Below are 13,953 nucleotides of genomic sequence, written 5' to 3'. Positions count from 1 at the left end.
ACGACAGGTCACGGCCTTCGGGATGCGCTGAGCCGATAACATCTGCTGCATTTCGGAGCCGGCAAGGATCTGTCGGACACCTTGAGAAGGGGCGCGTAATGCCTGCCATCGCTCTCGTCGACGACGACCGCAATATCCTCACTTCCGTCTCGCTCTCCCTCGAAGCCGAAGGCTATCGGGTCCAGGTCTATACCGACGGGGCGGCGGCGCTCGAGGGTCTCAAGGCGAGCCCGCCAGATCTCGCGATATTCGATATCAAGATGCCCCGGATGGACGGCATGGAGCTGCTGCGCCGCCTTCGGCAGAAATCGGATCTCCCGGTGATCTTTCTGACCTCGAAGGACGACGAGATCGACGAATTGTTCGGGCTCAAGATGGGCGCCGACGATTTCATTCGAAAGCCTTTTTCCCAGCGACTGCTCGTCGAGCGCGTCAAGGCGATCCTCCGCCGCGCCAATCCGAAGGAGGCGGCGGCCCAGAAGGAATCCGAAGCCAAGCTCCTTGAGCGTGGCAACCTGAAGATGGACCCCGAACGCCACACCTGCACCTGGAAGAACGAGGCCGTGACGTTGACCGTCACCGAATTTCTGATCCTTCAGGCACTCGCGACCCGCCCCGGCGTGGTCAAGAGCCGAAATGCCTTGATGGATGCCGCCTATGACGACCAGGTCTATGTCGATGATCGAACGATCGACAGTCACATCAAGAGATTGCGTAAGAAGTTCAAGGTCGTGGACGATGAATTTGAGATGATCGAGACCCTGTATGGCGTGGGATATCGCTTCAAGGAATGAGCGCCATGACCCTGGCCTGAGGGCTGGGTGACCCCTGTGAGCACGCGCATCGTCAAACGCGGTTTGGCCCGCTCTCCGTCGACTCGTCACCGGACGCGTCGACGCAGCTGGTCCGTTCGCTTGAAGCGGTCAATTCGAATCCTTGGCCTGCGCTTGTCGTCGTCGCTGACGCGCCGGATCGTCGTTCTCAATCTCGGCGGCTTGCTCGTCCTACTGCTGCTGTTCCTCTATGTGAATCAGTTCCGTGAGGGCCTGATCGATGCCAGGGTGCAGAGCCTGCAGGCGCAGGGCGAGATCATCGCGGCTGCGATCGCGGCCTCGGCGACGGTCCAGACCGATGCGTTGACGGTCGATCCCGAAAAGCTGCTGCAACTCGCGCCGGGCCAGTCCGCCGTTCCGAACGACGACGAGAATTCGGCCCTTGAATTCTCCATCAACCCTGACCGGATCGGTCCGGTGCTGCGCCGCCTCGTTTCGCCGACGCGAACGAGGGCTCGGGTGTATGACCTCGACGCTGATCTGTTGCTCGATACGCGGGCGATGTCGTTGCCCACGGCCGGCTTAAACCGTAGTCCGCACAGTGAGCCCGCCGACGCGGGCAATGCGTTGGAGCGGTTCTGGACCGCCCTGAAACCTCGGTTTGCCGCGCCCGACACGACGGTTTCCGACGATCGTCCTCTCTTCGGCGCCAGGGTCTTCCCCGAAGTCGCCACGGCACTCGGCGGAGGGTCGCAGTCGATCGTGCGTATCAACCCGCGCGGCGAGACGATCATCTCGGTTGCGGTCCCGATCACGCGGTCGCATAGCGTTCGGGGCGCTCTGCTGTTGTCGACCCAGGGCGGTGACATCGATCTTCTGATTGCCTCCGAACGTTGGGCCATGGTGCGGGTGTTCCTGGTGGCGGCGAGCGTCACCTTCCTCCTGTCTCTGTTCCTCGCCGGCACGATCGCGGGGCCGATGCGCCGCCTTGCCGAGGCAGCCGAGAGGGTGCGTCGGGGCGTGAATTCCCGGCAGGAAATTCCCGATTTCACGAGCCGTTCCGACGAGATCGGCCATTTGTCCGGTGCGTTGCGGGACATGACCCATGCACTCTACACCCGCATGGAGGCCATCGAGAGCTTTGCCGCCGATGTGGCGCACGAGTTGAAGAACCCGCTGACCTCCCTGCGGAGCGCTGTGGAAACGCTGCCCAGGATCAAAAACGACGAGTCCCGCGCGCGGCTGTTCACCATTATCAACCACGACGTCCGCCGCCTCGATCGGCTGATCAGCGACATTTCCGACGCTTCCCGGCTCGATGCCGAACTGGCGCGGGGAGGCCAAAAGCTGGTCGATCTGGCGGCGCTCGCGACCGCTGTGGTCGAGGTCGCGAACGGCGTATCGCGGCGTGGCGACGTGACGGTGACGCTGGACATCGTGCCCGATGATCGGGACAGCGAGTCCGAGCAGGTCGGATATGTCGTCGAGGGCCACGATTCGCGGCTCGGCCAGGTGCTGAACAACCTGATCGACAACGCGCGATCGTTTTCGCCGGAGGAGGGCGTGGTCCGGGTGGCCCTTCGCCACGCGGCCAATCCGCTGCGCGACGATGACGAGGAGCCCGGGGTCGAGATCGTGGTGGATGATGATGGCCCGGGCATCCCCGCCGACGCACTAGAACGCATCTTCGAGCGCTTCTACACGGATCGTCCGAACCATGGATTCGGGCAGAATTCCGGACTCGGTCTTTCGATTTCGCGGCAGATCATGGAGGCCCATGGGGGCGTCATCTGGGCCGAAAATCGGACCTTGCCGACGGCTGAGGATCGCGACGAAAGCGATGCCGAAGAGGAGCGTTCGATTGAGGTCTCCGGGGCCCGCTTCACGCTCTGGCTTCCGGCGGCACCCGTGAAGTGAGCCACCCAGGTGATCCGCTTGTGGCGCATCGCCTCGGAGCCGTCCATGCGACGGCGGTGGTGATCGGGGAGGCTGGTGTCCTGATCCGCGGCCCTTCGGGGGCCGGCAAAAGCAGCCTTGCACTCTTACTTCTGGCCGAGGCAGCCCTTCGCGGTCGCTTTGCCCGGCTCGTCGCAGATGATCGCGTCCTCATGGTGAGGGCCGGGAGCAGATTGATCGCGAGCCCCCATCCGGCAATCGGAGGCCTGATAGAGCTTCGCACCCAACCTTTGGCGCGGCTCGCCTTCGAGAAGAGCTGCGTCATCAGACTGGTGGTGGATCTCAGCGCGGTTGGCGAGTGCCTACCGCGTTTGCCGGCCGACACCGCAAGTGAGATGGTCCGAATTCACGACATCGAACTTGCACGACTGCGTGTCGAAGCCTCTCCAGGCCCGCTGGCCTGTCGGTTCATCTTCCACAAACTTGGCACGGGTTAACTCACATTGGAACCATTTGAGCTATTTCGCTTGCCAATTTGGCAGCCTTCCGCAAGATGCGGCGCCAAGACGATATGGGCAAGGAATGGCCAGGATCGTGCTTGGTATGGGTAGAGCGGCGCAATGATCGGCATGGTGCTCGTAACCCACGGCCATCTTGCGACTGAGTTTCGTGCCGCTCTCGAGCATGTTGTCGGTCCTCAAAAGCAGATCGAGACGATTACGATCGGGCCGGAAGACGACATGGAGGAGCGCCGGCAGGATATCTTGCGTGCCGTTTCTGCGGTCGATACGGGACAAGGCGTCGTGCTTCTCACCGACATGTTCGGCGGGACCCCGTCGAATCTGGCGATCTCGGTCATGAACGGAGGCTTGGTTGAGGTCGTCGCCGGGATCAATCTCCCGATGCTCATCAAACTGGCTTCCGTGCGCGATATCTCCACCTTGAATCAGGCCGTGACGCAGGCCCAGGATGCAGGGCGCAAATATATCAATATCGCCAGTAGGGTCCTGACAGGCAAATGAGCGACGACGACTGCGACGATGTTCCGGTGTCGGCCTCCGCGGCTACAGTCGGCGGGCGTACCTCGCAAACCTGCATGATCGTCAACCGCAAAGGGTTGCATGCCCGAGCGACCGCCAAGTTCGTGCATTGTGTCGAGGCCTACGAGGCCGACGTTCAAGTCTCCCGATGCGGAGAGACGGTTGGCGGGCTTTCCATCATGGGTATTCTCACGCTGGGGGCCGGCCAGGGCACGACTGTGACGATCAGTGCCACCGGCCCACAGGCTCGGGACGTCGTCGAAGCCCTGGCGGCCCTGATCGCCAATCGCTTCGGCGAGGACGAATAGCCGAGGCGAGGACGTTCCGTGGGCCTGTCGGTCTTGAGCGTTTTGATGCCGGCGAACACGTTTGCGCTGACTGCCGCAGCCCTCATGATCGAGGCGGTCGTTGGCTATCCTGCGCCACTGTTCAGCCGTATCCGCCATCCTGTGGTCTGGATGGGCGCGCTTCTGAGCGGACTCGACCGCCGATTGAACAATCCGGCCTGGTCCTTTGCGGGACGCCGCGTCTCCGGGGTTGTGGCGCTCGGCCTGCTGCTGGTCGGCACGGCCGCTGTGACGAGTCCGTTCGTGGTCCTCGTCGGAAACCCGGCTGGCTGGCTGTTGACGGCAATGCTGGCCGCGAGCCTGCCCGCCCAACGAAGTCTCGACGCCCATGTGGCGGCCGTTGCGGATGCTCTCGATGCCGGCGGCCTTGTGGCGGGCCGCCAGGCCGTATCGATGATCGTCGGCCGCAATCCGATGCACCTCGACGAGGCTGGGGTCGCCCGCGCCGCGATCGAAAGCCTGGCCGAGAATTTCTCGGACGGGATTGTCGCTCCGGCTTTTTGGCTTGCCGTCGGGGGACTCCCCGGCGGGGCCCTCTACAAGGCGATCAACACGGCGGATTCGATGATCGGCCATCGATCGGAGCGCTATGCGGCCTTCGGATGGGCCTCGGCCCGCCTCGACGATCTTGTCAATCTTCCGGCGTCCCGCTTATCGGTTCTCTGGCTTGTGACCGCCGCGGCATTGGTTCGCCGGGACGGCATGGCGGCGTTGCGCGCTGCCCTCCGCGACGCCCGGCATCATAGGTCTCCCAACGCCGGGTGGCCGGAGGCCGCGATGGCCGGGGGGCTTGGGATTGCACTTGCGGGTCCGCGCGTCTATGGCGACGCGAGGGTGGACGATCGTTTCATCGGCGGCGACCGCCTTGTCGCCACGAGCCTCGATATCCGACATGCCCTGACATTGTATCGGGTGGCTTGTGCGCTCCAATGCGGGAGCCTCGCCCTCCTGGCAATCGTGATGCGCTTCATCTGAAGGACCTTGTCGGGACGCAGGCGCGCGCGTCGTCTTCCATGAGCGCACAGGAAAGCCTGCATGGCTTGCCCTTCCTAAGCGCCCGAACACTCGAAGCAAGATTGGATCCCATGGCCTCTCGTTATGCCCGCAATGCCATCGTGCTCGGCCTGCTGTCCGCCATAGGCCCCTTCGCCATCGATATGTACCTGCCCGCTCTGCCGACCATCGCGGCCGATCTGCAGGCGTCGACGGTCGCGACCCAAATGACGTTGATGGCGTTCTTTCTCGCCTTCGGGATCTGCCAGATTGTCTATGGGCCGGTGTCCGACATGCAGGGACGCAAGCCCCCGCTTTATTTCGGGCTGGTTCTGTTCATCATCGGTTCGGTGGGCTGTGGCTTTGCGCAGAACATCTTTTGGCTCATCGCCTTTCGGTTCGTGCAAGGTGCCGGTGCGTCATCTGTGATGGTGATCCCCCGGGCCATCATTCGTGACCTTCACACCGGCACTGAGGCAACACGATTGATGGCGCTTGTCATGCTGGTCTTCAGCGTCTCGCCCATCCTGGCCCCCCTCACGGGCAGCGGCCTGATCGTGGTCTTCGGATGGCGCGCAGTTTTCGCGGCCGTCACCGTCGCGGCACTCGCCGGCCTCGTTCTCATTGCCGGATGGTTGCCTGAAACGCGGCCCCCGGAGGATCGGATCAGGGTCACGCCCGGACAGGTCCTGACCAGCTTCGGGCTGCTCCTCCGCGATCCGCACTTCATGGGCCTGACCTTTATCGGCGGGCTCGGAATGGCAAGCTTCTTCGCGTTTCTGGCGAGCTCGTCCTTCGTCTATATCGGGCATTTCGGACTGACCCCAATCCAATACAGTGTGTGTTTCGCCCTCAATGCGATCGGCTTCATCGGTGCCTCGCAATTCGCGGCTTTCCTGGGCACGCGGTTCGGCACCGGGCGAACCATTCTGGGGGCCGTCTGGGTCTATGCCGCCTTCGCGGTCCTTCTGCTGGCCGTCACGATCGCCGGCAGCGACAGTCTGGTGATTCTCATCGTCTTGCTGTTCTGCACCTTCGCGGCTCTCGGACTGGTGATCCCCTCCGCCATGGTGCTGTCCCTCGAAGCGCATGGGCCGATCGCCGGCATGGCCTCCGCGCTCGGCGGTACGCTTCAGATGATCACAGGCGGTCTCATGATCGCCGTCACGAGCGTCATCTTCAACGGGACGGCAATGCCGATGGTCGCGATTATCGCGCTTTGCGCGCTCGGCGCCCTCGCGCTCAGCCTCGCCACACTGCGCTGTCCCGTGCCGATCTCGCACGGGGCCGAGTGAGGCCGGCGTCGCCTCGATTTTGCGAGCGGGCCGCGCTTCGAATTTGGTCTCTGCCGAACACGGTGGCTGCTTAGTTGCTCTGACCGGCGATCTTGTCAGCCAGGAGAGCGATCGTCCGACTGTAGATGTCGCTCTTGTTCCACTGCTGAATGACCCCGAAATTTGCCTCGCCCGGATCCCAGCCTTGTCCGGCCTGCCAGCCGTAGCTCCGCAGGAATTTAGCCGTCGAGGCGAGGACGTCCGGCACGCTGTGCACCAGGTCGCGGCGACCGGTGCCGTCATAGTCGACCGCGAATTTCACATAGGACGAGGGCATGAACTGGGTTTGGCCGATCTCGCCCGCCCAAGCACCACGCATGGCGGATGGCGCCATATCGCCCCGATCGACGATCCGCAGCGCATCCATCAATTCGGCTCGAAACTGCGCCGAACGACGGCAATCATAGGCCAGCGTGGCCAGTGACCGAAGCGTCTGGAAATTTCCGATATAGGCACCGAAATCGGTTTCCAGGCCCCAGATGGCGACGAGCACGGGAGCCTGGACACCATAATCATGCTCGATACGGGCGAACAGGTCCGCGTAACGGCGAATCAGACCCTTGCCTTTCGTGACACGGAAGTTGTTCGCCATCCGGGTCGAAAACTGCTCGAAGGATTGCTTGAAGACCTTCTGACCACGATCATGGGAAATCGTGTTGCGGTCATAGGTGACATCATCGAGTGCCGATGCGACCGCCTGTTGCGAAATCCCCTGTGAAACGGCCTCTTGCTTGAACTGCTCCAGCCAAGCCGGGAAGCCACTCGGATCGCTACTGCAGCTTTGCGCCTGGGCCAATGTCGATAGGCCGAAAACCGCAACCATTCCGACGCAAACGCGAACAACCAAATGCATGACGCTTCTGCAACTCCATCCGATGTCGAGAGACTAGCGCGTTCCCGACGCGGAGGCAAAAGGGTGGTTGTCAGTCCTGCAGGAGGCGCTTGAACAATTCGAGTTCTTCAGCAAGCGCTGCTTCGGCTGAACAGAGGTTCTCGATCTTGCGCACGGCGTGCAAGACGGTCGTGTGATCGCGGCCACCGAACCGACGGCCGATCTCCGGCAGGGAGCGCGGTGTGAGCGCCTTGGACAGGTACATGGCGATCTGGCGGGGGCGCACCACGGTCGCGGTTCGTCGCGAGGAGAGGATATCGGCGCGGCTCACGTTATAATGCGAGGCCACGAGTTTCTGAATATCCTCAATCTTGACCCGTTTGGGTTCCCGGGTCCGGATCAGGTCCCGGATGGCCGCCTCGGCGCTTTCGACCGTGTGCGGTTTGGCGTTCAACGTGGCATGAGCCATCAAGCGATTGACCGCGCCATCGAGGTCGCGCCCGTTGGTGGTGATCGCCCGCGCCACATAGGCGACCACGGCCGGGCTGATCTCGAATCCAGGTTGCACCATCTGGGCGATCGCGACCCTCGCCTCGACGATCCGTTGCCGGAGCGTCTCATCGAGAGGCTCGATCTCGACGCAGAGTCCACCGGCGAGGCGGGACCTGACCCGCTCTTCCAACGTATCCAGTTCGGACGGAGGTCGGTCCGCCGCGATCACCACTTGGCGGCCGTCGTCGATCAGCGCATTGAGCGTATGGCAGAACTCGGTCTGGATCGACTTGCCTTGCAGGAATTGCACGTCGTCGATGATCAAGACATCGATGGCTCGCAACTTTTCCTTGAACGCAATGGCGGTCTGAGCCTTCAGGGAGGCCACAAACCCATACATGAACTTTTCCGCCGTGAGATAGATCACCCGGCGCCCGCTTTCCGCGACCGCATGTGCGGTGGCCTGAAGCAGATGGGTTTTACCCAGGCCGACCGCCGCGTGGATATAGAGGGGCGAATACAAAAGCATGTCGCCGTTGCGCGCATTGGCCACCCGCTCGGCCGCCACCTGTGCAAGCTGGTTCGACCGGCCCACCAGAAAGGTGCCGAATGTCAGACGTCGATCAAGCGGCGAGCCGCCCAGGCCGTCTGCGGTCGTGCCGGCATCTTTCTCCCTATGACGTGCCGGCCGCCGATTGTCCTGTACAAATGTCTCGCCTGATGGCGTCGCCGCATCGAAGGCCGTCGCTCGGTAGTCAGTTGTGCCTTCAACGGCAGCAATCGGGAGCACCGGAGCACGGGTGGAAGAGCGGAGCGTGATGGCCAGCCGGGACACCTCCGGCAATTCGGCTGAGACAACCGAAAGAAGCCGATCCATGTAGTGCGACTGGATCCAGGTTTTCAGAAATGTCGTCGGAACCGACAATGACGCGACGCCGCTCTCGATGCTGACAAGTTCCAGCCGAGCGAACCACGCGTTGAACACGGCGTCGCCGACATTCGCGCGCAATCGCCTGCACGCATTTGTCCATCCCTCGTTGGTAAGGCCGCGCGTCACGGATTGTGAGGTTGGGCGAGATGAAGATGCGAAAACGTCTGCATGGGAATCCGACGCAGCCGAAAGCACGGTTGACCGAGCATTCATGGACACAGCGACCAAAGGAGAAAAAGAAAGGCGGACGGTCTGGCGAGGCTAATTTTGAGCCCAGGGCAAGCCCCGGGCCTTCCAGCCCTCGGTGTGTCCTCTATGGCGTGACGCGTCGTGCGACCCCTCGAACCCGCCGGCGATATTGTAGCACCGGCTTCGCCCATGTGCCGCAATTGCCGACGCGGCAGCGCTGCTTCGTGCGCCAGATCGGCACAGGAACAGCACGGGTGCATCGGGCGGAAGACCCCGTTCGTTGAGGTCCGACATCAGAGATGCGACGAAATTCTGGTTCAGGCTCATCGACGGGTAGGACTGCCACTCCAACAGCACCGGCTCCTTATCCAAGGCTGAAAGATCCGGGATGCCGACGAACTGCCACTCGGGACGGGTTCGGACATCCACCAAGATAGCATTCTTGTCCGATGCCAGCATCGTCATGGCCTCTTCAGGAGACAGATCCCCTGCATAATCCATCGTCATCGCCCAAGCCTCACCAGTGTCCCGTAGTCCATTCCAGTCGTCATTTTGCCTCCGACCGGTATGGGCCGCCTCACGCTATCGTTGTTCGTCTAGGCACCAAAGTACACCGCACCATCTCCAATAAAGAAGAGGCACCCTGCATCGAGAATTACTCGAAACATGTTTCGTCCATCTTCAAGATAGGGCTTAATATCGACCTGCTTGCGACTGACAGTCGACGAATTCACGTTACACACGGCTCTGGGAGTCCGCAACCGACTCCGCAATGATTCGCAACAAGCCTGCGTCCAGCCGGAGGCCTCGTGCTCCGGCACTGTCGCAAGCAGCTAGCGTAAGTGCGTGAAAACCGGCCGGAATCCTGGCCTGAAGCTTGCCACTGCGCGGCCGATGCGACTCGATGTCTGACCCGGGGGCAAGGGCCGGATTCGTCCGAGTCAAGATGCTGATTTTTTTCCGTTTTCGGCGCTTTGCTCATAAGCGCATGAATCTTTTCTGGTTTTTTTGAGCACCCGCAATCCGCCACGATATAAATTTCGTGTTGCGCCGGAATGACGATCACATGACGATTCGGCTGACGTCTCCAACCGGCCGCAGCAGGGGCGGTCAGCTGAAGAGTGAGCGGATCTGCGCCATGAATGGCGGCTTTTTGGACTCGGTGAGACTGTTGAGAAACGTCTCCACCCAGTGCTCGATGTCGTTCTTCGCGATCGCCTCGTACATCACGGCGTGCCGGCTCTTGCGCTCGTCGCGTGGCATCAGCAGCGCCGTCTTCATCGCGGCCGCCATCCCCTCGGTTTCATGGGGATTGACGATCAAGGCTCCCTCGAGTTCCGCGGCTGCCCCTGCGAATTGCGAGAGGATCAGGACACCCGGATCCTCAGCGTCTTGCGCGGCCACATATTCCTTGGCGACCAGGTTCATGCCATCCCGCAATGGGGTGACCAAGGCAGCAGCGGCAAGCCGAAATATGCCGGCGAGATCCTCGCGGCCATAAGGTCGATTGATGTACCGGATGGGGGTCCAAGACGCTTCGCCATAGCGGCCGTTGACGTCCCCGACCAGCTCGTTCACGGCACGGCCCATATCGCCATATTCCGGGATCTCGGCGCGGCTTTTAGGTGTGATTTGGAGGAACACCACCCGGTTACGCCAATTGGGTTCCGTCTCCAGGAAATGGTCGAACGCCTCGATGCGATGGACGATTCCCTTAGAATAGTCGAGCCTGTCGACACCAACGAACAATTGCCGCCCGGAGAGGGATTCGCGAAGTTCGCGGAGAAAATCGGAATGCGCGGCGTGTTCCGCATCCCGCGCATATTCGGCCGTCTCGATCCCAACCGGGAAGGTGCCGATCCGCGTCACCCGCCCTTCGTGCTGATAGGACTGGCCGTCGCGGCCCATGTGCGCGCCCGAGATCTGCAGATAGCGCGCGTAATTGTCGCGGTCATTATCGGTCTGGAAGCCGATGAGGTCATAATGGCTCATCACACCGAGGCTCTGTTCCTGCCGCGGAATCGTGAACAAGAGGTCGGGAGGCGGGCAGGGAATGTGCAGGAAGAAGCCCAGCGGGTTCTGGTGTCCGCGCGACCGCAACTCCCGGGCCAATGGGATCAGGTGATAATCGTGCACCCAGATAGTGTCGTCGGGCTGCAGGAACTGGGACAGCTTGTCCGCGAACAGGCCGTTGACGCGAAGATAGCCCGAGAGATCGGACCGGCTGAACTCCGCCAGATCGACCCGGTAATGAAGGATCGGCCACAGCACGCGATTGGCGAAGCCGTTGTAATATTCCTGGTAATCCGCGGTCGCGAGATCCGTCACCACATAGGTGATGTTATCCCGCTCGGCGACCGTGGGCTCCGTATTCGGGTTGTCGTCGATCTTGCCGCTCCAGCCGAACCAGATCCCTGGCCGGTTCTTGAAGGCAGCCTTCACCGCAATGGCCAACCCTCCAGGCGGCGGCGGCTTGCCGGGCTCCGGAACGGTCACGCGATTCGAAACGATCACAAGTCGAGACACCAGGCGTCCTCCCAACTTCGTGACAGTCGCATCGCCGAATTGATGATACCGGCCATCGAGTAGGTTTGCGGAAAATTCCCCCAGAGCTCTCCCGTCACCGGATGGAGGTCTTCCGACAGAATGCCATAGGCATTGCGATGAGAGAGGATATCGAGAAACCGCTCACGCGCCTCATCCATCCGACCGATCTGTGCAAGTGCATCCACATACCAGAAATTGCAAACAAGGAAATTTGTTTCCGGTTTGCCGAAATCATCCTCCGCCGTGTAGCGCATGATCCGGCCTCCCTCTGTCAGTTCACGGCCGATCGCCTCCACGGTCTTTACGTAGCGATGATCGTTCGGAGAGATCAAGCCCAGCTCAGTCACGAGCAGGACGCTGGCGTCGAGATCCGGTGACCCGAATGCCCCCGTGAGCGCCTGACGCTCCTCGTTCCATCCCTGGGCCAGGATCGCGCTCTTGATATTGGCCGCCTGCTTGGCCCAGCTTTCGGCTTCGGGCCGCAAACCGAGGCGTTTGGCGATTCGGGCGAGCCGGTCGCAGGCCACCCAGCACAGCGTTGCGGAATAGGTGTGGATTTTCTGGAAACCACGGAACTCCCAGATCCCCGCATCGGGCTGAAGGGCATATTTGGAGGCGAGCCTGCCGAGCGGTTCCAACTGCCGGAACAGGGCTTCGTCACCCATCTTGGGGAGGCGTTCGTCGACATACATCTGGGTCACGGCCAACACGACGCTGCCGTAGACATCGTGCTGCGCCTGCGTGGCGGCCGCATTGCCCACGCGAACCGGTTTGTTGTTCTGGAACCCATCCAGATGCGGGGCGATCCACTCGTTCAGCGGCGTGCCCGGAACGATGCCGTGCAGGGGGCTCAGCGGGTCCTGGTTCTCGACCGCGATGTTGGTCAGGTAGGTGATGTAGTCTTCCATGGTCTGCGTGGCACCCAGCCGATTGAGGGCGTGGACCACGAAAAACGCGTCGCGCAGCCAGCAATAGCGGTAGTCCCAGTTCCGGATCGAGCCCGGCGCCTCGGGAATCGATGTCGTGTGGGCCGCGATGATGGCCCCGGTCTCCTCGAACTGGCAGAGCTTGAGCGTGATGGCGGCGCGCGTGACTGCCGTCTGCCACTCGTAGGGCAGGGCGAGGTAGCGCACCCAGTTCAGCCAGTAGTCGCGCGTCTTTTCCAGAAACTCGCGACCGGTGCTTTCGAAGGCGCTGAGGAACGGCTCGTCCTGCCCAAAGACCATCGTGACCGGATGGGTGAGCGCAAAAGCCGTTTCATGTTCGATATAGGAGAGGGGGGCGTCGGTGCTGAGGCGGACCACGACCCCGCCGCCGCGAATGTATCGGACATGACTCGACCCGCTGTTCTTCTCGGTGACCTCGCGCCCGTAATCATAGGTCGGCCGAACCCGGATCGTGATCCGTGGGATGCCCGATAGCGGCTCGATGCGCCGAAAGATCTGCGCCGGCCGGAACAGCCGGTCGAACTGGCGGAAGCGCGGCACGAAGTCGGTGATCCTGACCCTCGCTCCGGCGCTGTCGGTCAGGATCGTTTCCACGATCGCCGTGTTCCGCACATAGGCCGACTGGGAGGCGACCTGATCCTTGAGGACCACGTCACAGAACCCCTTCTCCTCATCTCCGGCCAACAGCCTTGAGAATACGGGATCGGAGTCGAAACGTGGCATGCACCACCAGACGATGCGGGCCTGTGGGTCGACCATGGCGGCGATACGGCAGTTGCCGATCAGCGCGTAGTCGAGGTTGCCCGGCGGCTTGCGGCTCATCCGCCACTGGCCTCCATTTGCGCCATATGGGCGAGCCAGTCGCGAACAGCGGCGGGGTCCGCGAAGGAGCCGGACAAGCCAGGCCGGCTGAATCCTACCGAGAAGGCGAGGCCTCCCGCGGCCAGTACAGCGTCAAATCCAGGTGTGTCCGTCACATCGTCCCCGCAGAAGATCGGCCGGCGGCCTTGGAATGGCGCTCGCGTCAGGAAGTTGCCGATGGCCACGCCTTTGTCAAAGGTTGCCCGTTTTAACTCAAAAACCATATGGCCCGGCAAGATTCGGAGATCCTGCCCGGCTTCTGACTGGATCAGCAGCTGCAATTCCCGCGCAAGCTCTTCACGCGCGGCGGGCGCGGCGCGGTAGTGAATGGCGACGGAGTAGCGCTTGTTTTCGACGAGCGTTCCGACATGAGACCCGGCAATGTCGCGCAGCCTTGCGACAATATCCTCCGATACGGCATCCCCCGCGACCGATTCGGTTTCATGATTTGCATCGAACCGCATCTCTGCACCATGCACGCCGCTGGCCCGCAACCGGAGCGGATGAAACAGATGATCGAGATCTGCGATCGTGCGCCCGCTCACGAGTGCCAACGCACCGTCAAGACGCCGATCGAGAATGTTCAGTGTTTCGATCAGGTGAGGTGCCACGACGACGGCGTCGGGCCGTGGCGCAATGTCGATCAGGGTTCCGTCGACATCCAGAAACAGGCTGATCGGGCCATTGGGCAACTCTGGCGTCATGAAGGCTCGCTACTCCTGTAGGAGGGCCTGAGGTCATCTTGCCACATCGGGCATTAGGGTCGGCATA

General features: G+C 61.9%; 13 protein-coding genes. 7 read left to right on the top strand and 6 right to left on the bottom strand.

Annotation, left to right across the window (positions count from 1 at the left end; genetic code table 11):
* Nucleotides 1-98: 98 nt before the first annotated feature.
* The 7 genes from M8523_RS09345 (at nucleotide 99) to M8523_RS09315 (ending at nucleotide 6,344) form a co-directional block, all read left to right on the top strand.
* Entirely contained in the window at nucleotides 99-794 is a 696-nt protein-coding gene (locus M8523_RS09345; RefSeq protein ID WP_282584592.1) for a response regulator transcription factor, read from the top strand.
* A gap of 120 nt (nucleotides 795-914) precedes the next feature.
* Nucleotides 915-2,690 (top strand): sensor histidine kinase, encoded by a 1,776-nt coding sequence (locus M8523_RS09340; protein WP_345894236.1) that lies wholly within the window; start codon nucleotides 915-917, stop codon nucleotides 2,688-2,690.
* 20 nt (nucleotides 2,691-2,710) lie between these two features.
* Nucleotides 2,711-3,166 (top strand): HPr kinase/phosphorylase, encoded by a 456-nt coding sequence (locus M8523_RS09335; RefSeq protein WP_282584591.1) that lies wholly within the window; start codon nucleotides 2,711-2,713, stop codon nucleotides 3,164-3,166.
* 123 nt (nucleotides 3,167-3,289) lie between these two features.
* The gene (locus M8523_RS09330; RefSeq protein ID WP_282584590.1) at nucleotides 3,290-3,691 is read left to right on the top strand and encodes a PTS sugar transporter subunit IIA; all 402 of its coding nucleotides are present in this window, start codon (nucleotides 3,290-3,292) and stop codon (nucleotides 3,689-3,691) included.
* Complete coding sequence (locus M8523_RS09325) at nucleotides 3,688-4,017, top strand: HPr family phosphocarrier protein (RefSeq protein WP_428350187.1); 330 nt, start codon at nucleotides 3,688-3,690, stop codon at nucleotides 4,015-4,017. The genes M8523_RS09330 and M8523_RS09325 overlap by 4 nt, the downstream gene beginning before the upstream one ends.
* A 45-nt stretch (nucleotides 4,018-4,062) precedes the next feature.
* A complete protein-coding gene (gene cbiB, locus M8523_RS09320; RefSeq protein WP_282584589.1) occupies nucleotides 4,063-5,031 on the top strand; it encodes an adenosylcobinamide-phosphate synthase CbiB in 969 nt (322 codons plus the stop codon).
* Nucleotides 5,032-5,141: 110 nt separating this feature from the next.
* Nucleotides 5,142-6,344, top strand: coding sequence for a multidrug effflux MFS transporter (locus M8523_RS09315; RefSeq protein ID WP_282584588.1), 1,203 nt, complete (start codon nucleotides 5,142-5,144; stop codon nucleotides 6,342-6,344).
* A gap of 70 nt (nucleotides 6,345-6,414) precedes the next feature.
* Here M8523_RS09315 and M8523_RS09310 read toward each other — a convergent pair whose 3' ends face one another.
* From M8523_RS09310 to otsB, 6 genes are all read right to left on the bottom strand, one after another.
* On the bottom strand, nucleotides 6,415-7,206 hold the full coding sequence (locus M8523_RS09310) for a lytic murein transglycosylase (RefSeq protein ID WP_282584587.1): 792 nt from the start codon (nucleotides 7,204-7,206) through the stop codon (nucleotides 6,415-6,417).
* 100 nt (nucleotides 7,207-7,306) lie between these two features.
* Nucleotides 7,307-8,851: a chromosomal replication initiator protein DnaA gene (gene dnaA / locus M8523_RS09305; protein ID WP_428350184.1), complete on the bottom strand. Its 1,545-nt coding sequence runs from the start codon at nucleotides 8,849-8,851 to the stop codon at nucleotides 7,307-7,309.
* 48 nt (nucleotides 8,852-8,899) lie between these two features.
* Entirely contained in the window at nucleotides 8,900-9,334 is a 435-nt protein-coding gene (locus tag M8523_RS09300) for a rhodanese-like domain-containing protein (protein WP_282584585.1), read from the bottom strand.
* Nucleotides 9,335-9,937: 603 nt separating this feature from the next.
* Entirely contained in the window at nucleotides 9,938-11,353 is a 1,416-nt protein-coding gene (locus M8523_RS09295; RefSeq protein ID WP_282584584.1) for an alpha,alpha-trehalose-phosphate synthase (UDP-forming), read from the bottom strand.
* A complete protein-coding gene (locus tag M8523_RS09290; protein ID WP_282584583.1) occupies nucleotides 11,338-13,143 on the bottom strand; it encodes a glycoside hydrolase family 15 protein in 1,806 nt (601 codons plus the stop codon). The genes M8523_RS09295 and M8523_RS09290 overlap by 16 nt, the downstream gene beginning before the upstream one ends.
* Complete coding sequence (gene otsB, locus M8523_RS09285) at nucleotides 13,140-13,886, bottom strand: trehalose-phosphatase (protein ID WP_282584582.1); 747 nt, start codon at nucleotides 13,884-13,886, stop codon at nucleotides 13,140-13,142. Before otsB ends, M8523_RS09290 begins: the two co-directional genes overlap by 4 nt.
* Between the last annotated feature and the right edge of the window lie 67 nt (nucleotides 13,887-13,953).

Origin of the sequence: Lichenifustis flavocetrariae (assembly GCF_026130545.1) — a bacterium.
Classification (GTDB): Bacteria; Pseudomonadota; Alphaproteobacteria; order Rhizobiales; family Beijerinckiaceae; genus Lichenihabitans; species Lichenihabitans flavocetrariae.
Note: the sequence above shows the minus strand (reverse complement) of the source record. Positions and strands in the feature narration are given on the sequence as shown.

What these genes read in the sequence shown, in the direction of transcription:
- M8523_RS09325 (WP_428350187.1), top strand. Translation starts at nt 3,688, where the DNA reads ATGAGCGACGACGACTGCGACGATGTTCCGGTGTCGGCCTCCGCGGCT.
- cbiB (WP_282584589.1), top strand. Translation starts at nt 4,063, where the DNA reads ATGCCGGCGAACACGTTTGCGCTGACTGCCGCAGCCCTCATGATCGAG.
- M8523_RS09345 (WP_282584592.1), top strand. Translation starts at nt 99, where the DNA reads ATGCCTGCCATCGCTCTCGTCGACGACGACCGCAATATCCTCACTTCC.
- M8523_RS09315 (WP_282584588.1), top strand. Translation starts at nt 5,142, where the DNA reads ATGGCCTCTCGTTATGCCCGCAATGCCATCGTGCTCGGCCTGCTGTCC.
- M8523_RS09310 (WP_282584587.1), bottom strand. Translation starts at nt 7,206, where the DNA reads ATGGTTGCGGTTTTCGGCCTATCGACATTGGCCCAGGCGCAAAGCTGC.
- M8523_RS09300 (WP_282584585.1), bottom strand. Translation starts at nt 9,334, where the DNA reads ATGACGATGGATTATGCAGGGGATCTGTCTCCTGAAGAGGCCATGACG.
- M8523_RS09330 (WP_282584590.1), top strand. Translation starts at nt 3,290, where the DNA reads ATGATCGGCATGGTGCTCGTAACCCACGGCCATCTTGCGACTGAGTTT.
- M8523_RS09290 (WP_282584583.1), bottom strand. Translation starts at nt 13,143, where the DNA reads ATGAGCCGCAAGCCGCCGGGCAACCTCGACTACGCGCTGATCGGCAAC.
- otsB (WP_282584582.1), bottom strand. Translation starts at nt 13,886, where the DNA reads ATGACGCCAGAGTTGCCCAATGGCCCGATCAGCCTGTTTCTGGATGTC.
- dnaA (WP_428350184.1), bottom strand. Translation starts at nt 8,851, where the DNA reads ATGAATGCTCGGTCAACCGTGCTTTCGGCTGCGTCGGATTCCCATGCA.